This window comes from Treponema sp. SP13 (assembly GCF_050938355.1).
Taxonomy (GTDB): Bacteria; Spirochaetota; Spirochaetia; order Treponematales; family Treponemataceae; genus Treponema_D; species Treponema_D socranskii.
In genome coordinates, this window is record NZ_JADOVM010000005.1 from 236,008 (window position 1) to 252,593 (window position 16,586).

The 16,586-nt window shown below is 48.0% G+C and carries 19 protein-coding genes; 8 read left to right on the forward strand and 11 right to left on the reverse strand.

Features of this window, described 5'->3' with window-relative positions:
• The first annotated feature begins 16 nt into the window (after positions 1–16).
• The 6 genes from cysK (at position 17) to proC (ending at position 6,150) form a co-directional block, all read left to right on the forward strand.
• On the forward strand, positions 17–952 hold the full coding sequence (gene cysK / locus IZU26_RS10540; RefSeq protein WP_433278914.1) for a cysteine synthase A: 936 nt from the start codon (positions 17–19) through the stop codon (positions 950–952).
• A 232-nt stretch (positions 953–1,184) separates the two neighbouring features.
• Positions 1,185–2,390: an HD-GYP domain-containing protein gene (locus IZU26_RS10545; RefSeq protein WP_433278916.1), complete on the forward strand. Its 1,206-nt coding sequence runs from the start codon at positions 1,185–1,187 to the stop codon at positions 2,388–2,390.
• Between the two features lie 59 nt (positions 2,391–2,449).
• Positions 2,450–2,977 carry a hypothetical protein gene (locus tag IZU26_RS10550; RefSeq protein WP_310822581.1) on the forward strand — a complete coding sequence of 176 codons (528 nt, stop codon included), beginning with the start codon at positions 2,450–2,452 and terminating at the stop codon, positions 2,975–2,977.
• 51 nt (positions 2,978–3,028) lie between these two features.
• Positions 3,029–4,315: a glutamate-5-semialdehyde dehydrogenase gene (locus IZU26_RS10555; protein WP_433279017.1), complete on the forward strand. Its 1,287-nt coding sequence runs from the start codon at positions 3,029–3,031 to the stop codon at positions 4,313–4,315.
• Positions 4,312–5,163: a glutamate 5-kinase gene (proB, locus tag IZU26_RS10560; protein ID WP_433278918.1), complete on the forward strand. Its 852-nt coding sequence runs from the start codon at positions 4,312–4,314 to the stop codon at positions 5,161–5,163. The genes IZU26_RS10555 and proB overlap by 4 nt, the downstream gene beginning before the upstream one ends.
• Positions 5,164–5,331: 168 nt before the next feature.
• Positions 5,332–6,150 carry a pyrroline-5-carboxylate reductase gene (gene proC / locus IZU26_RS10565; protein ID WP_433278920.1) on the forward strand — a complete coding sequence of 273 codons (819 nt, stop codon included), beginning with the start codon at positions 5,332–5,334 and terminating at the stop codon, positions 6,148–6,150.
• A gap of 83 nt (positions 6,151–6,233) precedes the next feature.
• On the opposite strand, the gene IZU26_RS10570 is transcribed toward proC, so the two are convergent.
• The 7 genes from IZU26_RS10570 to IZU26_RS10600 all read right to left on the reverse strand — a co-directional run bounded on the left by IZU26_RS10570 (position 6,234) and on the right by IZU26_RS10600 (position 11,947).
• Positions 6,234–7,037 carry an Rpn family recombination-promoting nuclease/putative transposase gene (locus IZU26_RS10570; protein ID WP_433278922.1) on the reverse strand — a complete coding sequence of 268 codons (804 nt, stop codon included), beginning with the start codon at positions 7,035–7,037 and terminating at the stop codon, positions 6,234–6,236.
• Between the two features lie 211 nt (positions 7,038–7,248).
• Entirely contained in the window at positions 7,249–7,506 is a 258-nt protein-coding gene (locus IZU26_RS10575) for a type II toxin-antitoxin system RelE family toxin (protein ID WP_433278924.1), read from the reverse strand.
• Positions 7,507–7,511: 5 nt separating this feature from the next.
• Positions 7,512–7,742, reverse strand: coding sequence for a hypothetical protein (locus IZU26_RS10580; protein ID WP_433278926.1), 231 nt, complete (start codon positions 7,740–7,742; stop codon positions 7,512–7,514).
• A 256-nt stretch (positions 7,743–7,998) separates the two neighbouring features.
• Positions 7,999–8,265 carry a Txe/YoeB family addiction module toxin gene (locus tag IZU26_RS10585; RefSeq protein ID WP_433278928.1) on the reverse strand — a complete coding sequence of 89 codons (267 nt, stop codon included), beginning with the start codon at positions 8,263–8,265 and terminating at the stop codon, positions 7,999–8,001.
• Entirely contained in the window at positions 8,265–8,525 is a 261-nt protein-coding gene (locus IZU26_RS10590) for a type II toxin-antitoxin system RelB/DinJ family antitoxin (protein WP_433278930.1), read from the reverse strand. Before IZU26_RS10590 ends, IZU26_RS10585 begins: the two co-directional genes overlap by 1 nt.
• Before the next feature lie 250 nt (positions 8,526–8,775).
• Positions 8,776–10,806 (reverse strand): InlB B-repeat-containing protein, encoded by a 2,031-nt coding sequence (locus tag IZU26_RS10595; RefSeq protein ID WP_433278932.1) that lies wholly within the window; start codon positions 10,804–10,806, stop codon positions 8,776–8,778.
• Positions 10,807–11,032: 226 nt separating this feature from the next.
• Positions 11,033–11,947: an Rpn family recombination-promoting nuclease/putative transposase gene (locus IZU26_RS10600; RefSeq protein ID WP_433278934.1), complete on the reverse strand. Its 915-nt coding sequence runs from the start codon at positions 11,945–11,947 to the stop codon at positions 11,033–11,035.
• A 199-nt stretch (positions 11,948–12,146) separates the two neighbouring features.
• Here IZU26_RS10600 and IZU26_RS10605 point away from each other — a divergent pair, with 199 nt between their 5' ends.
• Entirely contained in the window at positions 12,147–12,269 is a 123-nt protein-coding gene (locus tag IZU26_RS10605; protein WP_021329643.1) for a hypothetical protein, read from the forward strand.
• 321 nt (positions 12,270–12,590) lie between these two features.
• Here the strand turns inward: IZU26_RS10605 and IZU26_RS10610 are convergent, their stop codons facing one another.
• The 4 genes from IZU26_RS10610 to IZU26_RS10625 form a co-directional block, all read right to left on the reverse strand.
• Positions 12,591–14,327: an AMP-dependent synthetase/ligase gene (locus IZU26_RS10610; protein WP_433278936.1), complete on the reverse strand. Its 1,737-nt coding sequence runs from the start codon at positions 14,325–14,327 to the stop codon at positions 12,591–12,593.
• A gap of 91 nt (positions 14,328–14,418) precedes the next feature.
• The gene (locus tag IZU26_RS10615) at positions 14,419–14,706 is read right to left on the reverse strand and encodes a DUF4160 domain-containing protein (protein ID WP_315327474.1); all 288 of its coding nucleotides are present in this window, start codon (positions 14,704–14,706) and stop codon (positions 14,419–14,421) included.
• Positions 14,693–14,923 carry a DUF7723 family protein gene (locus tag IZU26_RS10620; protein WP_021329641.1) on the reverse strand — a complete coding sequence of 77 codons (231 nt, stop codon included), beginning with the start codon at positions 14,921–14,923 and terminating at the stop codon, positions 14,693–14,695. The genes IZU26_RS10615 and IZU26_RS10620 overlap by 14 nt, the downstream gene beginning before the upstream one ends.
• Positions 14,916–15,185 carry a DUF7724 family protein gene (locus IZU26_RS10625; RefSeq protein WP_021329686.1) on the reverse strand — a complete coding sequence of 90 codons (270 nt, stop codon included), beginning with the start codon at positions 15,183–15,185 and terminating at the stop codon, positions 14,916–14,918. Before IZU26_RS10625 ends, IZU26_RS10620 begins: the two co-directional genes overlap by 8 nt.
• A gap of 134 nt (positions 15,186–15,319) precedes the next feature.
• On the opposite strand from IZU26_RS10625, the gene IZU26_RS10630 reads away from it, so the two are divergent.
• The gene (locus tag IZU26_RS10630) at positions 15,320–16,513 is read left to right on the forward strand and encodes a C40 family peptidase (RefSeq protein ID WP_433278938.1); all 1,194 of its coding nucleotides are present in this window, start codon (positions 15,320–15,322) and stop codon (positions 16,511–16,513) included.
• The last annotated feature ends 73 nt before the right edge of the window (positions 16,514–16,586 follow it).

A 16,586-nucleotide genomic window follows, 5' to 3' on the forward strand; every position in this document is an offset into this window, starting at 1 on the left:
TACGGGAGTAATCGTTGTGGCAGAAAAAATCGCAACAAAAGTAACCGATCTCATCGGACATACGCCGCTCGTCGAAATCAAAAATACGGAAAAGCGCCTTGCACTTCATGCACGCATACTCGCAAAGCTCGAATACTTTAATCCCGCCGGAAGCGTCAAAGACCGCATCGCAAAAGCGATGATAGACGACGGAATAAAAACGGGCAAAATCAAAAAAGATTCCGTTATCATCGAGCCGACGAGCGGCAATACGGGAATCGCTCTCGCATCGGTGTGCGCGAGCTGCGGGCTGCGCATCGTTTTAACCATGCCCGAAACGATGTCCGTCGAGCGGCGTAATTTATTGAAAGCATACGGCGCGGAAATCGTACTTACGGACGGCGCACAGGGAATGAAAGGTGCCGTCGACAAAGCGAATGAAATCGCAAAGAACACGCCGCACAGTTTTATACCGAACCAATTTACCAATCCCGTAAATCCCGAAACGCATTTTAAAACAACCGGTCCCGAAATATGGGAAGATTCGGGAGGGTGCGTCGATGCCTTTGTCGCAGGCATTGGAACGGGAGGAACGCTTTCCGGTATCGGAAAATTTTTGCGTACGAAAAATAAAAACGTAAAAATCGTTGCGGTCGAGCCCGCTTCATCCCCGCTTCTTTCGGAAGGCTATGCCGGCCCGCACAAAATCCAGGGCATTGGCGCAAACTTTATTCCCGATACACTTGATAAAAAAATTTACAACGAAGTTATCGCCGTTAAAAACGAAGATGCATTTTCGAGCGCAAAAGAGTTCGGAAAAACGGAAGGCATACTGGTCGGTATATCTTCCGGAGCCGCACTGTGGGCGGCATACGAACTCGCAAGGCGCGAAGAATTGAAAAATAAAACGATCATCGTACTCCTTCCCGATTCCGCCGACCGCTATATGTTGATGCCGCTGTTTACGGACTAAAAAAACGCACACAACCTGAAATAATTAGCCTAAATGTCGAGCTTCGTCGGAATTATTCTTAAAAATTTTCTATGGGTTCGGGAACGGCGTAATCTGACGTAATATCTATGATTGCAAAAATATCTTTATAAATATCGAATTTATTTTATTTTTATACTATTTACATTTTTAGCGAATATGCTATAATATATATAATTTTATTTTTAAAAAGTTATACAGTGAGAGTAGTACAATGCAGCCAAACTCAAGTATCGGTTTTTTCGATGAAAATGAATATCGAGTAAATCAAATAGTCGTAAAATTATACAGCCTGTTTACGTTCGCGGGGCCGGTTATGCTCGCCGCGCGGTATTTCAATATCTTTCCGAAAGCGGATTATTTGCTCTTGGGCGTTTATACGTTTTTCTTTGCCGTTTCAAGCGTTTTTTTGTTTTGGTTTGTACGGCGCGTTCCGTACGCGCGTTACACGAAATACATTACGCTCGGCGCGCTTGAACTGCTCGTTATTTTCCTTTCGATTATGCCGGGGATATCGGTTTTTATTTTATATGTGCTCGTACCGATATTGAGCTGTATGTATTATAAAAAACGTTTTACCTATAGGGTTATTATCGCGTGTTATATCATGATGCTTGCGTCCCTGTATATCAGGAGCCGTTCGGTGCAGCCCTATCCTGCAGGAGCGCTTTACGGCATACGCTGGTTTATAACATACGGCAGCGGTTCAACGCTCGAATATATATTCTGCGTTATCCTCTCGTATAATGTCGTATCGTCGGCGCACGCCAGCCTGCAGAAACAATATGAACAAGATATGCGTATCCGCGCCATGCAGACGAAGCTCATCGCAGGTTTTGCAAATCTCGTCGAATCGAAGGACTACACGACGGGTGAACACGTTAAGCGTACGAGCGAATATGTGCGGACCATCAGTCTAAAGCTTCGCGAACTCGGTCATTATACCGACGAACTAACCGACGACGTCATCGATACGATGACAAAAGCCGCGCCGCTGCACGATCTGGGAAAGATAAGTATTCCCGAAGAGATTCTTTCAAAACCGGGTCCGTTGACGAGACAGGAATTCGAAATGATACGAAAACATCCGCTGTACGGCGCGAGTCTAATCGAAAAATATCTTTCGGGTATAGAAACCGATGAGTACACGGAAACCGCTCGATCGATGACGCTCGGACATCATGAATGGTGGAACGGCGAAGGCTATCCGCAGCATATTTCGGGAACGGATATTCCGCTTGCCGCGCGTATTATGGCGGCGGCGGATGTGCTTGACGCGCTGCTGCGCAAACGTCCGTACAAAGAAGCGCTTTCCGTCGACGAAACCGTTGACACCATTAAACGGCTGTCGGGCAAACAATTCGATCCGAAAGTCGTCGAAGCCGTAGAAGCGATACGCGCAAGCCTTGTCACCTCTTAACGCCGTCCGGCATTATCCAAGTTATTGAATAAAGGACGTCAATAGTATATGATTATTTTATGGTCTGGACGATAGAAGAGTTTGTAGATAAAAAAACCATCGATGCCCTTTCCGTATTTATAAAATCGAATGACGAAAAAGATTTTTCCGACGCAACGGATATCATCATGCAAGCGTTCGGCTTCGATAATCAATCGTTTTCGCAACGAAATCCGGTCGACGACGGTAAGTTGACGATGAGTTTTAAAAATAATCTTGCATTGCTGATTCAAAAAACGTGGGTTGAAAAAACGGACATCGAATTAAAAGAACGCATCCTTTATCAGCTCGAACAGTTTCGTTCGGATCCCGTTCAGACATGGAAAGACTCTTATGCACCGTTCCTCGATATCCTCTATAACGCGGTGTACCTCATGTTCGGAGAGCAGGTTCACACGGACGATTTCAACGAATATGCGCTGCGCATCGATCCCGAATTCGGCACGTACTGGTGGTATGTCGGCAGCTTACCGCGCAATGCCGATTGGCCCGAAACGAAGTGCCGCGATGCGATTTTGCTCGGAATGTACTTCCTTGCAAATTATTAAAATGCGGCCGGGTTCAGCGTGTTCCCGGCTTTTTCTTTTTTGAGGCAGATGATGGATTTGAACAGCGTATGCGCCTCTCTTCGGCGAGGAGCCGAAAAACTTGCCCTGCAAAGCACGGCGCAAAAAAACGGCGCACTTTTTGCCGTTGCCGCCCGTATCGATTCAAGCCGTTCCGCGCTCCTTGCGGCTAACGCGCTCGACGTGAGCCGTGCCGAAAAGGCGGGTATGCCGCGCGCTCTTGTCGAAAGGCTTTCGCTCGACGATAAAAAAATAGACGATATCATCGCAGGTATGCGCATCGTCATCGCGCAGGAAGATCCCGTGGGCGAAGTCGTCGCCGGCTGGACGACACCGAACGGTATGCGGATACGGCAAGTGCGCGTTCCACTCGGCGTCGCGGCGATCATCTACGAATCGCGGCCGAACGTTACCGTGGACGCATTTTGCCTCGCATACAAAAGCGGCAATGCGATTTTGCTGCGCGGATCGTCTTCCGCGCTCGAATCGAATAAAGCGCTCGTTTGCACGATCAAAGACGGATTGCAAAAAGCGGGCGTTCCCGAAGCGGTCGAACTTTCGGAAAGTGAAAGCCGCGAAGACGTTACGGAGATTTTGCACGCCGTCGGAAAAATCGATGTCGTGATTCCGCGCGGCGGCAAAGCGCTCATACAAAACGTCGTGCAAAATGCGCGCGTGCCCGTCATCGAAACGGGAAGCGGCGTGTGCCATCTCTATGTCGATGAAACGGCGGACGCGGAGACGGCAGCGGCGATTGCAGAAAACGCGAAACTCCAGCGTCCCGGCGCGTGTAATGCGATCGAATGTATTTTGGTCAATAAAAAAATTGCGAATGATTTTTTGCCGCTGCTTGAAAAAAAATTGGCCGGCCGTGCGCAGCTCCGCGCGGACGATGTGTGCTATCCGATTTTGAAAGCCGCATCCGAAAAAGACGAAGCTGCAAAAGGCGGGCTCTACGGGGCGGACTGCGTCGTGCGTGCAAAGGACGAAGACTTCGGATTTGAGTTTCTCGATTACGTATGCGCCGTCCGCGCCGTCGACTCGGTCGACGAAGCGATCGAATTCATAAACGCACACAACACGAAACATTCCGAATGCATCGTGACGAACGACCTCTCTCATGCCCGCAAATTTCAAGCGCAAGTCGATGCCGCCTGTGTCTACGTCAATGCGTCGACGCGCTTTACCGACGGCGGAGAGTTCGGCTTCGGAGCGGAACTCGGCATAAGTACGCAAAAACTCCATGTGCGCGGGCCTATGGGCATCAAAGCGCTGACGACGACGAAATACGTCATCGACGGCGAAGGACAAATTCGATGAGTGAAACGGAAACGGTAAACGGAAAAGCGATCGCGGAAATTATTAATCGGTCGCGGAAAATCGTTATCAAAATCGGCAGTAACACGCTTGCGGATACGACGGGTTTGCCGAACGACGGCTTTATGGAAAACTTCGCACGTCAAACGAAGGCGCTCATCGACGGCGGCAAACAGATTGTCGTCGTGTCGTCCGGCGCGCAGATCAGCGGGCTTGCGACGATCAAAGAGTGGGCGCGAAAACGCGACGTTCACTATCGGCAGGCGTTGTGCGCGATCGGGCAGGTCGAACTCATGGACAGATGGCGGAGTGCGTTCAATAAATACGGTCTGCATATCGGTCAGCTGCTTTTGACGAAGGACGATTTTACGAACGATCATCGCACGCTCAATATACGGAATACACTCTTTACGCTCGTCGACGAAGGCGTCGTTCCGATCATCAACGAAAACGATTCGGTGTCTTTCGATGAAATCAGAATCGGCGACAACGACAATCTGAGCGCGCTGACAGCCGTTTTGTGGAGCGCGGATCTTTTGATTTTGTTCAGCGACATCGACGGCGCTTACACCGACAATCCCAAGACGAACAAAGACGCAAAACTCGTTGCGACGGTAACCGATATCGCGTCTCTTCGAAAATCGATTACGATCGGTGCGACGAATTCGTTCGGTACCGGGGGCATCGAAACGAAACTCGAAGCGGCCGAACTTTCGACATCGTACGGTATCCCGCTCCTTCTTGCAAAGGGTACGGAAAATGCGATTGAAAATCTTGCGGCGGGAAAGGAATGCGGCACGCTCTTTTTTGCCGATGAAGAAAAACTGCTGCAGGATATCAGGCGGTCTTGAAACGCGAGTTAATGGTTTTGAAACCGCATCGAATACGCGTTTGCAGAAATTATGCGAAAACCGACAGCGTATGTGCATTCGTGGGAACCGGCATTGAATACGCGTTTGCGAAAACGGCGGTGCTTACGGCCGGTCATTGATTATTAATTTTTTTAAAGCGAGGCGGATATGGCGGATGCTTTCGATATGAAAAAAATTACGGTAAGCGTTATCGGATGCGGGGCGATGGGAGGAGCGGTTATCCGCGCGCTGTGCAAAAGAATCGATCCGCAGTCGGTGAAAGTGAGCGCAAAGCATTTCGAACACGCCGAAGCGATCGCGGCGGAAACGAAGTGTATCGCGGTTCCGACGAATACGGAAGCCGCCCGAAAAAGCGATTATATTTTTATCGCGGTAAAGCCCGCTTACGTTCTTTCCGTGCTTGAAGAGATTTCGGGCTCTCTCAAAGGCGATGCGACAGTCGTTTCCATGGCCGCAGGTGTTCCGCTCGAAACGCTCTCTAAAGCTTCGGGAAAACCCGCCATTCGCATTATGCCGAATATGCCCGTTTCCGTAGGAGAAGGGATGACCGCCCTTGCAGCTTCAAGCGATGTAAGCGAAGAGCGCGTTGCGGCTATATGCACCCTCCTCGATGCTTCAGGGAAAGTCGAGCGCGTCGATGAAAAACTTATGGACTGCGTAACGGCGGTGAGCGGTTCGGGGCCGGCATACGCGTTCGTGTTTATCGAAGCGCTTGCCGATGCCGCCGTACGCTGCGGTATGCCGAGAGATGCGGCCTGCGTCTATGCGGCGCAGACGGTAAAGGGAGCGGCCGCTGCGGTTCTTGCCGGCGGAAAAAATCCCGCCGCTCTGAAAGATGCCGTATGCTCTCCCGGCGGTACGACGATCGAAGGGGTCGCCGCTTTGGAAAAAGGCGGCTTCCGATCGGCGGTATTCGATGCCGTAAAAGCCGCCTGTGAAAAATCCGCCGCTATGAGCAAACGGTAAGACGCCGGCTTGTTTTCGCGAATCGGCCGGGACATCACCGAAAGCGTATTATCGGGTGTTTTGCAAAGTGCTTTCGATATCTTTCAGCTAATCGATTTCACTTCTTCTTTGGTAAGGCCGGTCATCTTCGCTATGAATGGAATTTCGCAATTTGCCTGTTTCATCAGCCGTGCCGTTTCGAGCTTTGCTTGACGGGAACCTTCAGCAAGACCGAGCGATTTACCCTGTTGTATGCCCTCTTCCCGTGCATCCATCTCAAACCCCGACATAAAGCGGTATTCCTGCCGTGCCTGTTCGTTGTGTTTTACTGCCTGTATCATCGTTTCTATCCTCTCTGTGTATTCCGTATTCGCCGTTCCGGTTTTGACATACTCTAAAAAGCCTTTGAGTTCTTTACCTTCGGCTTTTCCAAAAGCTTCCGCATTTATTATAAGCTTTTTTGTCCCGTCGCGTAAGGGTGTTTGCCGGTCTTCAAGGCATATATTTTCGAACGTGTAAAGCGGCTTGTCGTTCCCGATAGCATCGAATAAGCACATAAAGAGGATATAACTGTCGTTTAATGTTTTGTAGTGAACACCCTTGTCCAAGAATGCGATGTCAAGCGCCGCCTGATAATATCTCATGCGTTTCGGGATATTGTGTTCGTTGCTTACCTGCATCTCAATGTCGTACGATTTTCCCGCCTCGTCTTTTACGAGCAGGTCGAGCCGCACCGATTTTGCTTCAATGCCGGCTGCTACAGTGTTTTGCGGCGACAGGCAGGCAATCTTCCCGATTTTATCTGACAAGATCATTTCGAGAAACTCTTTACAAATGCCTTTATCCTGCATAACCTTGCAAAACATAAAGTCATCAGCGATGGTTAAGTCGTCAAAGCTTTTTCTCATACAGGTCTCCCCGCAAAATATTCACTATATATATCGCGGAGATGTTGCAATTTCGGAGTTTTTTGAAGCAATTTTGGAAGATATCTACCGATGCCGCCGTACGCCGCTATGAGCAAGCGATAAGACGCTTATCATATCAACGGGTAATGTGTAATTAGCTAATCGATTCCACCTCTTCTTGGGTGAGACCCGTATCATCGTTATCCTCTGTTCATCGATACACCGTTGAGCGGTGTCCGATTTCGATGACGATGATAATCAGCTTATCGTCACGGATACGGCATAAAATGCGGTAATCGCCGACGCGGTACCGCCATAGCCCTGAAAGATTTGAAGTAAGCGCTTTCCCACGGGAACGCGGATTATTAAGCGAAGCGATTTCACTCATATATTTTTTGATTCGGCTTTGTATCGGCTTATCGAGCCGTGAAAACTGTTTGCTCGCCGCCGGAGCATATTCGACTTGCATTTTAGTTATAGTCCAAGCTCTTTATACAGAACGTCGGCAGGTATTGCAGCTTCTCCGCTTTTTTCAAAGTCATTCCACGCTTTTTCGGCACACACTGCGTCTTCGGCATCTTCCTTCAATTCGGCAAGGTAGCGGCTGAGGGCATTTTCTAAGATGGTATCTTTTGCCGCTCCGGTCATTCGGGCTGCCTGTTCCAATTCTTGATACAGTTTATTTGTCATGGTCATTGTAGGCATAGCTTCCTCCTAAAAAAGGCAATGAGGACGTTTGAACTTCCGAATTGCCTTTTTTAGCCGTTTTGTAAGGCTTTAGCCTGAAAAACGGCATACAATAAACGATGTTTCATCAGGCGACAGCCTGATGAAACTCGAAGTTGAAGCGAGCGGCACTATTTGAGTCGTGAGCTTCAACCGTCCTCCTGTTTTTCATTATATCACAGATTAAATGATTTTAAAAGGGAGCGATGTAAACCGTGCAGAACGCACGCATTTTTTATTGATGATAATGTGTACCGCACTGAACAATATATAATTTATTATCTTCAACTTTATATACAAGTCGATTTGCCGCATCTATTCTTCTACTCCAATACCCTGATAATTCATGCTTTAATGGTTCAGGGTGGCCTTTTCCCTTATCAATGCCATTTCTTTCAATATCTTTAATTAAATCATGTGTACTTTTTATCAATTTTTGCTGATGTTTATCAAAAAGGAGGCAATAATCTTTCCATGCAATATCAGACCAAACTTTTACCATCAATCAGTTTCCTTCAGTTCATGAATTTGACATTTTCCGGTTTCAATCTGATGTATACTTTTACGCAAATATTTCATATTTTCTTTCGAATAAATATACGGATCCTCGGATGCTTTCAGTGCAAAGGGCAGGCCATTTTCCCGAATCGTGGCCTTTACAAAAGAATTGATAGCCGAAGAAATATTGATTCCCATAGAATCACAGATTCGTTCAAAACTTATTTTATCGTTCTGTGTAATTTTTGCTGATATTGTAGTCATTTATAATACCCCTTACTACAATGTAATACAAGAGCTTCCAAAAATCAAGTATCCTGTCTGTTAAAAATTTGATGATCCGTGCGGAGGGGGTGATTTCAACGATTGAAAGCCGTGCAGGACACACGATGCCGGAAACGCTGTAAGTCCGGCGATGTTTCGGCAGGCGTAAGCCTGCCGAAACTCGTGTTAAAAATCGTACACGGATGTACGATTTTCAAACCCTCGCCGTATGCCGTTTAGGACGGCACCGTCAATACTCCACAATCGTGCCGAAGTCTTTCCAGCCTTCTGCGGCTTGGTAGAGTGCTTTGGAGCCGGCGGGGACGCGGAGCGTTGCGGATGCAATGGGCGTGCCTGCAAACACGTGGGCGCCTGCCGGAATAGCCGGCGGAGTTGCCGCTTTGCACGTTACCGTCTTCAGTTTAGGATCGGACGACAAGGCATATTTCCATATTTGGGTAAGAGTTGAGGGGAGCTCGACCGACGTCAATTCGGGGCAAGCGGCAAGAATAGAACTGCGAAGTTCCGTTATGTCTTCCGGTATAACCATCGAGCTCACTTTTAGGCCTCTAATTGACCAGTCGTCGATATATTCCAGCGAAGACGGCAGATTAAGCGCAACAAGGTTTTTGCAGTCATAAAGCGTCCAATCTCCAATAGTCTTTAAGCCGTTTGGCAGTGTAACGGAAGTCAGTGCGTCAACTTTAGTAAAAGAGTGCTCTCCCAATCTTGTTACGCTTGCAGGAACGGTGTAAGAAGCGCCCGGTTTGCCTCTCGGGTACCAGAGGAGTACGGTTTTATCTTTGTTAAAGATAACGCCGTCTTGGGAAGAAAGGTAGGCGTTATCGGGCACGACCGTTACGCTTTGCAGCGTAGCTCCCCAAAGGTCGGGGCGCTCTATGTTCGTTACCGTGTAGGTTACGCCGCCGTGGGTAACTTCTTTGGGTATGGTAAGCGATGTTCCCGTGTATGGCGTCCAGTCTGAATCACTTGTCTTGGCGGTTACGCTCACCTGTCGGGCGGTTTTGTTCGTTACGCGGTAACGCACGCCGCCTTCTTCAAAGTAGTTTACATCAGCTTGAACGGTGATGAGACCTGAAAAAGCGGTTTGCCCGCTTTTTGTATCGGTTATCTTTATGCGCGTTGAACCGACTTGTTCGCACCATATCTCGATTTTACCCTGACTGTTCAGTTTGTCTGTGTAAAGTGTGAGGATGTCCGGCGTTTCAGCTTCCGCCGTATAGCTGCCGGAGCCTCCCGTTACGAACCGGTGTGTAAAGGTACGTCCTACCGTTCCGGTAAGCTCTGTTGTATCTACCGTGAGCGCGGCTCCGGCATATTTAAACTTTACTTTGATGTTCGCATTCGCACTTACCGTGTGGTTGTACGTTTCGTTCGCTCCCGCTTCGGTTATGTCGCTGCCGCCGTTCATCCATTTTTCGACTGCGTAGCCCGAATTAGGCGTTGCCGTAAAGACGACGGTTTCGCCGTGTTCGACCATATCGCCCGAATGGATTTTGCTGCCGGCAACTTTTGCTGTAAGCGTACCGTGTCCGCCGTCTACGCCGAAATCGATTTTACACAGTACCTGCTTAAAGGTAACCGTTACGATAACGTCATTGCTTACGCTCAGCGTTGCCGTGCTGCTGCTGGCATTACCTCCTGCTGCCAGATCGCCTTCGGGTGTAACCGACCATGTGTCCACCGCATAGCCTTCATCCGGCACTGCCGTAAGGATAATTGTGCTGCCTTCGGGCACTTGGTTATCGGACGGAATTTCGGGCATGGACCTTACTCTGCCGTGCTGCGGCGGTGTGATTGTTACTGAGCGCATACTGAGCGGCTCGCTATTCCGTTTAAAGGATACCTTAACCTGTGCGTTTGCCGCAACTTTGAGCGTGTAGGTAGGCTTCGTGCCGTTTACCGCCGTGCCGTTAAGCTCCCACTTTTCAAGATCGTAGCCTTGAAGCGGCGTTGCCGTAAAAGTGAGCTCGGTGTTTTCGGCTACCATGCCGTTTTCGCTCAGTGCAGGCGTTACTTTTACATTGCCGCCTATAGTGTGGTCAAGCTCTACCTTGTACATTTGCACGGGCGGCGGTGTGGGCGGGGTGCTGCCACCGGAATCGCTGCCGTTGGAGCAGCCTGTAAAAACGAGCGCTGCGGCAAAAAGCAAGGCGCCCGCTGTAATCGGTACTTTTTTTAAAAGGGCTTTACCGAGCCCCCCCCCCCCCCACCACCACCTATACAAATGTACAGGGGTCATCTTGTTTACAGTCATCATAAACCTCCTCTGAAAACTTTTGCAGGATGCACGTCTTCCGATGTCGAACACTTCCGCTATCCTATGATTATTATAACATATTTCATCGCTTTTCACAACTTTTATTAATTATCAATTCAAAGTGAGCGCGCCGGAAATGTATACACGGAAAAGCTTATAAATGAAAAAAGGCAAAACGTGAGGCAGTCGAAGATGTGACGAATTATTGGCGTACGAGCAGCTCGGCTTACAGCTGTTTGATTTCTTTTTCGGTAAGGCCGGTCGCTTGGGCAATCTTTTGTATGGGATCGCCTAGCTGTTTTAAGATTTGAGCCGTTTCAAGCGCTTTTTGATGTGAGCCGGCGGAAATGCCTTCCTGTTTTCCCTGTGCGATACCAAGCGAAAAACCTTTCGCTTCGCCTTCTTTCAAGGCAATTTCTCTTTCTTCCTCTCTTTGCACAGCTATATCCACATCGTAATCGTATTCGGCAATCAACATATTCATCACCTCCTTTGACTTTCGCTGTAAGTATTCCTGTAAGATGTCGTTTTGTATGCACTCTTTGATCGCGTTCCGAAAGCCGTTTTCGCTATCGAGCTTCGTGTGTCTTCTCACGGCATCTACGAACAGCGTGTACTCTTTCAGCGTTTTGCACGTATGTAAGATCTCACTTCCCTTATTATAATTGATATTCGTCACGCTGACAACGACTTCGAGAGCAGGTTTTTCAGGCATCGTCATAAAGGCATCGGAGAGGCGTAACGTCGTTGTTTTAGGGTAATCTTCTTCCCCGTTATAGAACACGTAGAACTCCGGCGTGGGGATCTTTTTCAACCTGCGGAGATAGCGGTCGCGGGGATTTTGGATGCGCTCGTAGAGACGGGCTGCGTACTGTAAAAAGCGGAGCGGCATGTTGGCGTTGATTGTAGATTGGTGTTCTACCAATACGATGATTTTTCCGTCGACGAGGCAGGCGACATCGTTGCGGAACGCCATGTACATTACCTGTTCGAGACGGAGCGGTTCGAGTTCCGTCGATGTATCAAGCTCTGTCTCATGCAATGCGTTGTAGAGAGCGAGGAAGTTCGCTTTTGCGTTTTTGTCTTCACCGAAAAAGTCGACAAAGACCGAATCTTTATACCGGCGATTATACTTTACCATAAAACCTCCGCTATATATATCGCGGAGATGTTGCGATTTCGGAGTTTTTTGAAGCGATTTTGGAGAAGGAGCTGCGGAACCGCCGTTCGGGGCAGTTACGTTTATTTTCATAAAAAACCGCGTAATTTACAGTTTTACAGGCGATATATATTGCAGAGGCTTTCCTGCCGGCTCTATCTCAACAATCGAAGGTATCCCCATGGAATATATTCATAAACCCGTCGAAGAACTCACCTTTACCGACGACTTTATGTTCGGTACGGTCATGAAGATGAGGTATAAACCTACGCCCGGCCGGAGCGGTGCTGCAGGCAGCCACTGAAGCGAGCGCAAGCGAGCGAGGAGGCCGAGCGTGAGTGAGCCGCGGAGGGCGGGATCGCAGATACGTGTCGTCCGAAAAAATTAATAATTAATTTTATATCGCATTAAAGCCGGTTTCGGATCGCGTCGATAAATTCCCACGAGTTGAGCACGCGCTCGGGAACAGGATTTGCGATGCGCGCAGTTGTATCAAGTAGTTTGCTTTACTTGTATGCGCTTTTGTGCGAGGAAGTGTACTGTTTTTATCGGTGCGCTTCTCTATCATCACTAATACAGTATAGCATATTTCATCGCTTTCCACAACTTTTCGAATTATTAATTATTATTTTTTGTAATTTCGTTTTACTTTGAGCGTCGTCGTCATTTCCAGCGGCTTATCGAGAATCGTTATCTTCGTAATCCGCGCATAAGGCTGCAGCGTGTGATTTACCGCATCGACGTCGGCTTGGATCAAATGACGTATATCATCGTTCGAAAAAGAATCGCCTCGTTCTATGCCGAGTTTTTTGAACGCTTCGTCGCTCGGATAGACGAGCGCTTCTATGCTTTCCGATTTCGATTCGTTGTCTTCGACATAACCTTGCGCCGTGATCTGCTGAATATTGTCGTAGAGCTGGAACGCGTCTTCGATCTCTTCGGGATACACGTTTTTTCCGCCCGACGTGACGATGATGTTCTTTGCCCGTCCGCATAACGAAATATAGCGTTCGTCGTCGATTTTGCCGACATCGCCCGTTTTGAAAAAGCCGTCGTCGGTAAACATTTTCGCAGTTTCTTCCGGCATATTGTAATAGCCCTTCATCACCATCGGGCCTTTGACGGCGATTTCTCCGATGCCGTCTTTATCGGGATTGATAATTTTAACTTCTTCGTACGGATAAAAATCTTTGCCGACGCTTTCGATTTTAAAACGTTCGACCGGATTCAGCGCGATGATGGGACTCGTTTCGGTCAAGCCGTACCCTTGAATAAAATTGATACCCGCAGCGTTGTACGCTTTGAACACGCTCGAAGAAAGCGGTCCGCCTCCGCAGATTGCGACGCGCAGCGTGTAGATGTTCGCCTGTTGGAGTACCGCTTTGAACAGCACTTTTCCGGGATTTTTTCCGGTGAGTTTTTTGACGAGATAGGAAAATCCCATGAGAAAACGCATGATACCTGCGACGAGTACGCCTTTTTCACGGATGCCTTTTTTTATGCCGGCGAGCAGTTTATTGTACAAAAGCGGCACACCGAGCATAACGGTAATCTTACCTTCGCGCAGTTCTCGCATGAGGCGGGAGACGGCCATGTTTTTTCCGAATACGATTTCGGCTCCCGTCGACAGCGGATTGATAAACGCCGCCTGCATCGTGTACGCATGATGAATCGGAAGGAGCGCGTAAAACACGTCTCCGTTGTAGTGCCTGAAATTCAGCTGCGCGATATAGCAGTCGCTTATTAAATTTTCGTGCGTGAGCATGACGCCTTTGGGCGTACCCGTCGTTCCCGACGTAAATAAAATCGCCGCGACATCGCCGCTTTCGGCTTCCCGGTTCGGTTCGATTTTACCGTCGGCTTTTAAATTACAAACATAGGTTTCCGGGTACTTCGGACTCAGCGACATGACTTTCAAAGAGGCGGCATTGCGTGCGAGGGATTCATATTTTTCTTCGTCGACGAAGATGATTTTCGGATCCGATACGCGCAAAAGATTGTCGACTTCGTTGTCATGCAGCGCGTAATCGATCGGGACGACAATACCGCCGGCAAAAAGGATCGCCAAATACGCGATAGCCCACTCGGGCGAATTCTTTCCGGTTACGGCAACCCGATCTCCTTTTTTAATGCCGTTCGCCGCGAGCCACGCCGCAAGCGATTCTATATTTTTCAGCGCTTGCGCGTAACTGAAAGACCGTTTTGAAGCGTTCGGGCCGTCGAAATCGGTAAAGCACGGACTGTCGGGAAACCGCTCGGCGGAAATCCGAAACACTTGCGGAAAAGTCGGCCATTCGGTATCGAACACTTTGCCGCGGTATGAATCGAGAAACGACCAGGGAAGATTGTTTGTGTTTGTCATAATGTAGTATTTTATCACATAATTGTGAAATCGGGGGATAAATTTATGTGATTTATGTCTGTCTGAATCCTGTCGGAAGGGATTGCTGAAATTATTTTCCCGTGAAGAATCCGCTGTCGCTGAGTGCCGACCACTTTTTATACATTTCTTTATAATTTTCTTTGATGAATTTTTGGATGATTTTTAATTCTTTTTGAGACAGTACGCCCTTTTTCTGAATTTCCGTATCGCCGTTTTCTTTTACAAAAAATTTTGCAGCACCTTCTTCCGTTAATTTTGAATCGCTCGCATGGACATGAAATGCTTCAATGATACATTTTGCGGTAAAATACAGATAATAGCCGCAAACTTTAAAATCATAATATTTAGGCAATTTCATTCTCCATATATTTCCAGCTCCGTTTTAAATAATCTTTTACAATCGAAATTTCAATATCATCCATTGTGGTTTCAAGAACTTCGTTTTTTCGCGAAAAAACCGCCGCATGTGCCGTATTGTTGAGATTTAAGACGCGGACTCCTGATTCGTGTTTAAAAAAAGCATAACCGTCTATTATAACATCAGCCTTGTTCGCCAGTTCTTTTACATCAAGCATTTTTTAACCGTACCTCTTTTATTTGTTTTAAAAAATCCTCAGGGTCTATAAATAAATTTTTCAACATAGGTACTAAATCGATATACTCTTCTACGGCACCCGTTGTGTCGTAGTCGGCTGTCACGACAAGATATCCGTTATCCCAATGTTTGATTTCATCGTATTTACGTAAATGAGAAGAAGTCCTAAAGCGAATTGCATATTGATTAAAATCAAATTCCGAATAATTTCCGGAACAGCTTAAATATGCATAATTTTCCATGTTTAGAATCCTCATCGTGTCAAGGCTGGTATAACTATAACATAAGCCGCCGATGTTTTCCACTGTTCAAAACATAATTGCCGAACTTCAAAAAAAACTTTAAAAAATTACCGCTTTTCGCCTATAATAGAAGTATGGGAATCTTACGAAGGAGTCTGTACGTCGGCATGGTTTTGCTTGTGCTCTGCTCGGCGGCATACGCCGCATCGAAAACGGAAACGGCTCAGGCGAAACGCGAAGCTCTTATCGCGGATGCAAAAAAATATATCGGCTCTCCGTATGTTAACGGCGCAACCGGTCCGGAATCGTTCGATTGTTCCGGCTTTATCTATTTTATCGCGCGAAAATCGGCAAAGGTGCAGCTTCCGCGGAGTTCCCATGCCATATATCGATTTGTCGAGCATATTTCGGACGATAAAATCGAAGCGGGTGACTTGTTGTTTTTTTCGGCATCTTCGTCGGGGCGCATAACGCATGTCGGTCTGTACATCGGCGGTGATAAAATGATCCACGCGGCGAGTGACGGTCCGAAAACGGGCGTTATCGTTTCGTCGTGGAACGAGCGATATTGGAAGACGCATTACGTCGGCGCGGGTCGTTTTATTTCTTCGGCAAAAGGAGCGGCCGGCGCGGCTTCGGACAACTCCGATAAACAAAAATCCGATGCGCCTTCTTCCGGTAAAGATCGCGATAACAAAGCAAAGGGCACTGCGCCATCCGATAAAAACGGAACCGATAAGGGTACGCCGTCCGAGCCGTCGCATAAAGGTACGTCAAAAATCGATACTGCGAAAAAAAAGAACGGCGGCGATTCCGGTGCATTTATCGATAACTTTTACTGCAGTTTTTCGGCGGCAATCGATTGGTCGTTTTTTAAGGATAATGCTTTTGACGCAAATTTCCGCGGTGTTTGTACCGAAGCCGACGTAACGATTTCGAAATGGCCGCTTTGTCCGGGAATCGGCACAATGATTCGGGGATACGAAGGAGGTGCGGTTTTCGTTCCGCTTATGCTCGTGCTGTCGCCCGCTGCCGCAGTCCGTATATATGCCGGTCCTGCCGTCGCACTCGGCGCTCCGACGTTTTCAGGCGAACGCATGAGCGTATCCTCTTTTCCCGGCGTTTTCGGTATATCTTTTTGTACGCCGCCGCTCGATGCGGGCAGCGTGTCGATCCGTTTTACACAAGACATCTCGTATACCGTTTTTAAAAAACGCGACGGCTCAATGCCTTCCTTCGGCGATGCGTTTTGTGCGGGTTTTGCACTTGTGACGGGCATACGTGTGAACCTTCCGATGCGCACCTTCGGCGGCAAGCGCGGTACATGACGCGTTTTCAAAATAATTTTCAAATTTTTTCAAAGCGATAGACGCGGAATTGTGAAATAATTATAATCGTATG

What these genes read in the sequence shown, in the direction of transcription:
- IZU26_RS10620 (WP_021329641.1), bottom strand. Translation starts at nt 14,923, where the DNA reads ATGCTTGATGTAAAAGAACTGGCGAACAAGGCTGATGTTATAATAGAC.
- IZU26_RS10600 (WP_433278934.1), bottom strand. Translation starts at nt 11,947, where the DNA reads ATGGTAAAGTATAATCGCCGGTATAAAGATTCGGTCTTTGTCGACTTT.
- IZU26_RS10610 (WP_433278936.1), bottom strand. Translation starts at nt 14,327, where the DNA reads ATGACAAACACAAACAATCTTCCCTGGTCGTTTCTCGATTCATACCGC.
- IZU26_RS10605 (WP_021329643.1), top strand. Translation starts at nt 12,147, where the DNA reads ATGGAATATATTCATAAACCCGTCGAAGAACTCACCTTTACCGACGAC.
- proC (WP_433278920.1), top strand. Translation starts at nt 5,332, where the DNA reads ATGGCGGATGCTTTCGATATGAAAAAAATTACGGTAAGCGTTATCGGA.
- IZU26_RS10575 (WP_433278924.1), bottom strand. Translation starts at nt 7,506, where the DNA reads ATGCAAGTCGAATATGCTCCGGCGGCGAGCAAACAGTTTTCACGGCTC.
- IZU26_RS10580 (WP_433278926.1), bottom strand. Translation starts at nt 7,742, where the DNA reads ATGCCTACAATGACCATGACAAATAAACTGTATCAAGAATTGGAACAG.
- IZU26_RS10590 (WP_433278930.1), bottom strand. Translation starts at nt 8,525, where the DNA reads ATGACTACAATATCAGCAAAAATTACACAGAACGATAAAATAAGTTTT.
- IZU26_RS10630 (WP_433278938.1), top strand. Translation starts at nt 15,320, where the DNA reads ATGGGAATCTTACGAAGGAGTCTGTACGTCGGCATGGTTTTGCTTGTG.
- IZU26_RS10555 (WP_433279017.1), top strand. Translation starts at nt 3,029, where the DNA reads ATGGATTTGAACAGCGTATGCGCCTCTCTTCGGCGAGGAGCCGAAAAA.
- IZU26_RS10545 (WP_433278916.1), top strand. Translation starts at nt 1,185, where the DNA reads ATGCAGCCAAACTCAAGTATCGGTTTTTTCGATGAAAATGAATATCGA.
- proB (WP_433278918.1), top strand. Translation starts at nt 4,312, where the DNA reads ATGAGTGAAACGGAAACGGTAAACGGAAAAGCGATCGCGGAAATTATT.
- IZU26_RS10625 (WP_021329686.1), bottom strand. Translation starts at nt 15,185, where the DNA reads ATGGAAAATTATGCATATTTAAGCTGTTCCGGAAATTATTCGGAATTT.
- IZU26_RS10550 (WP_310822581.1), top strand. Translation starts at nt 2,450, where the DNA reads ATGGTCTGGACGATAGAAGAGTTTGTAGATAAAAAAACCATCGATGCC.
- IZU26_RS10570 (WP_433278922.1), bottom strand. Translation starts at nt 7,037, where the DNA reads ATGAGAAAAAGCTTTGACGACTTAACCATCGCTGATGACTTTATGTTT.
- IZU26_RS10595 (WP_433278932.1), bottom strand. Translation starts at nt 10,806, where the DNA reads ATGATGACTGTAAACAAGATGACCCCTGTACATTTGTATAGGTGGTGG.
- IZU26_RS10615 (WP_315327474.1), bottom strand. Translation starts at nt 14,706, where the DNA reads ATGAAATTGCCTAAATATTATGATTTTAAAGTTTGCGGCTATTATCTG.
- IZU26_RS10585 (WP_433278928.1), bottom strand. Translation starts at nt 8,265, where the DNA reads ATGGTAAAAGTTTGGTCTGATATTGCATGGAAAGATTATTGCCTCCTT.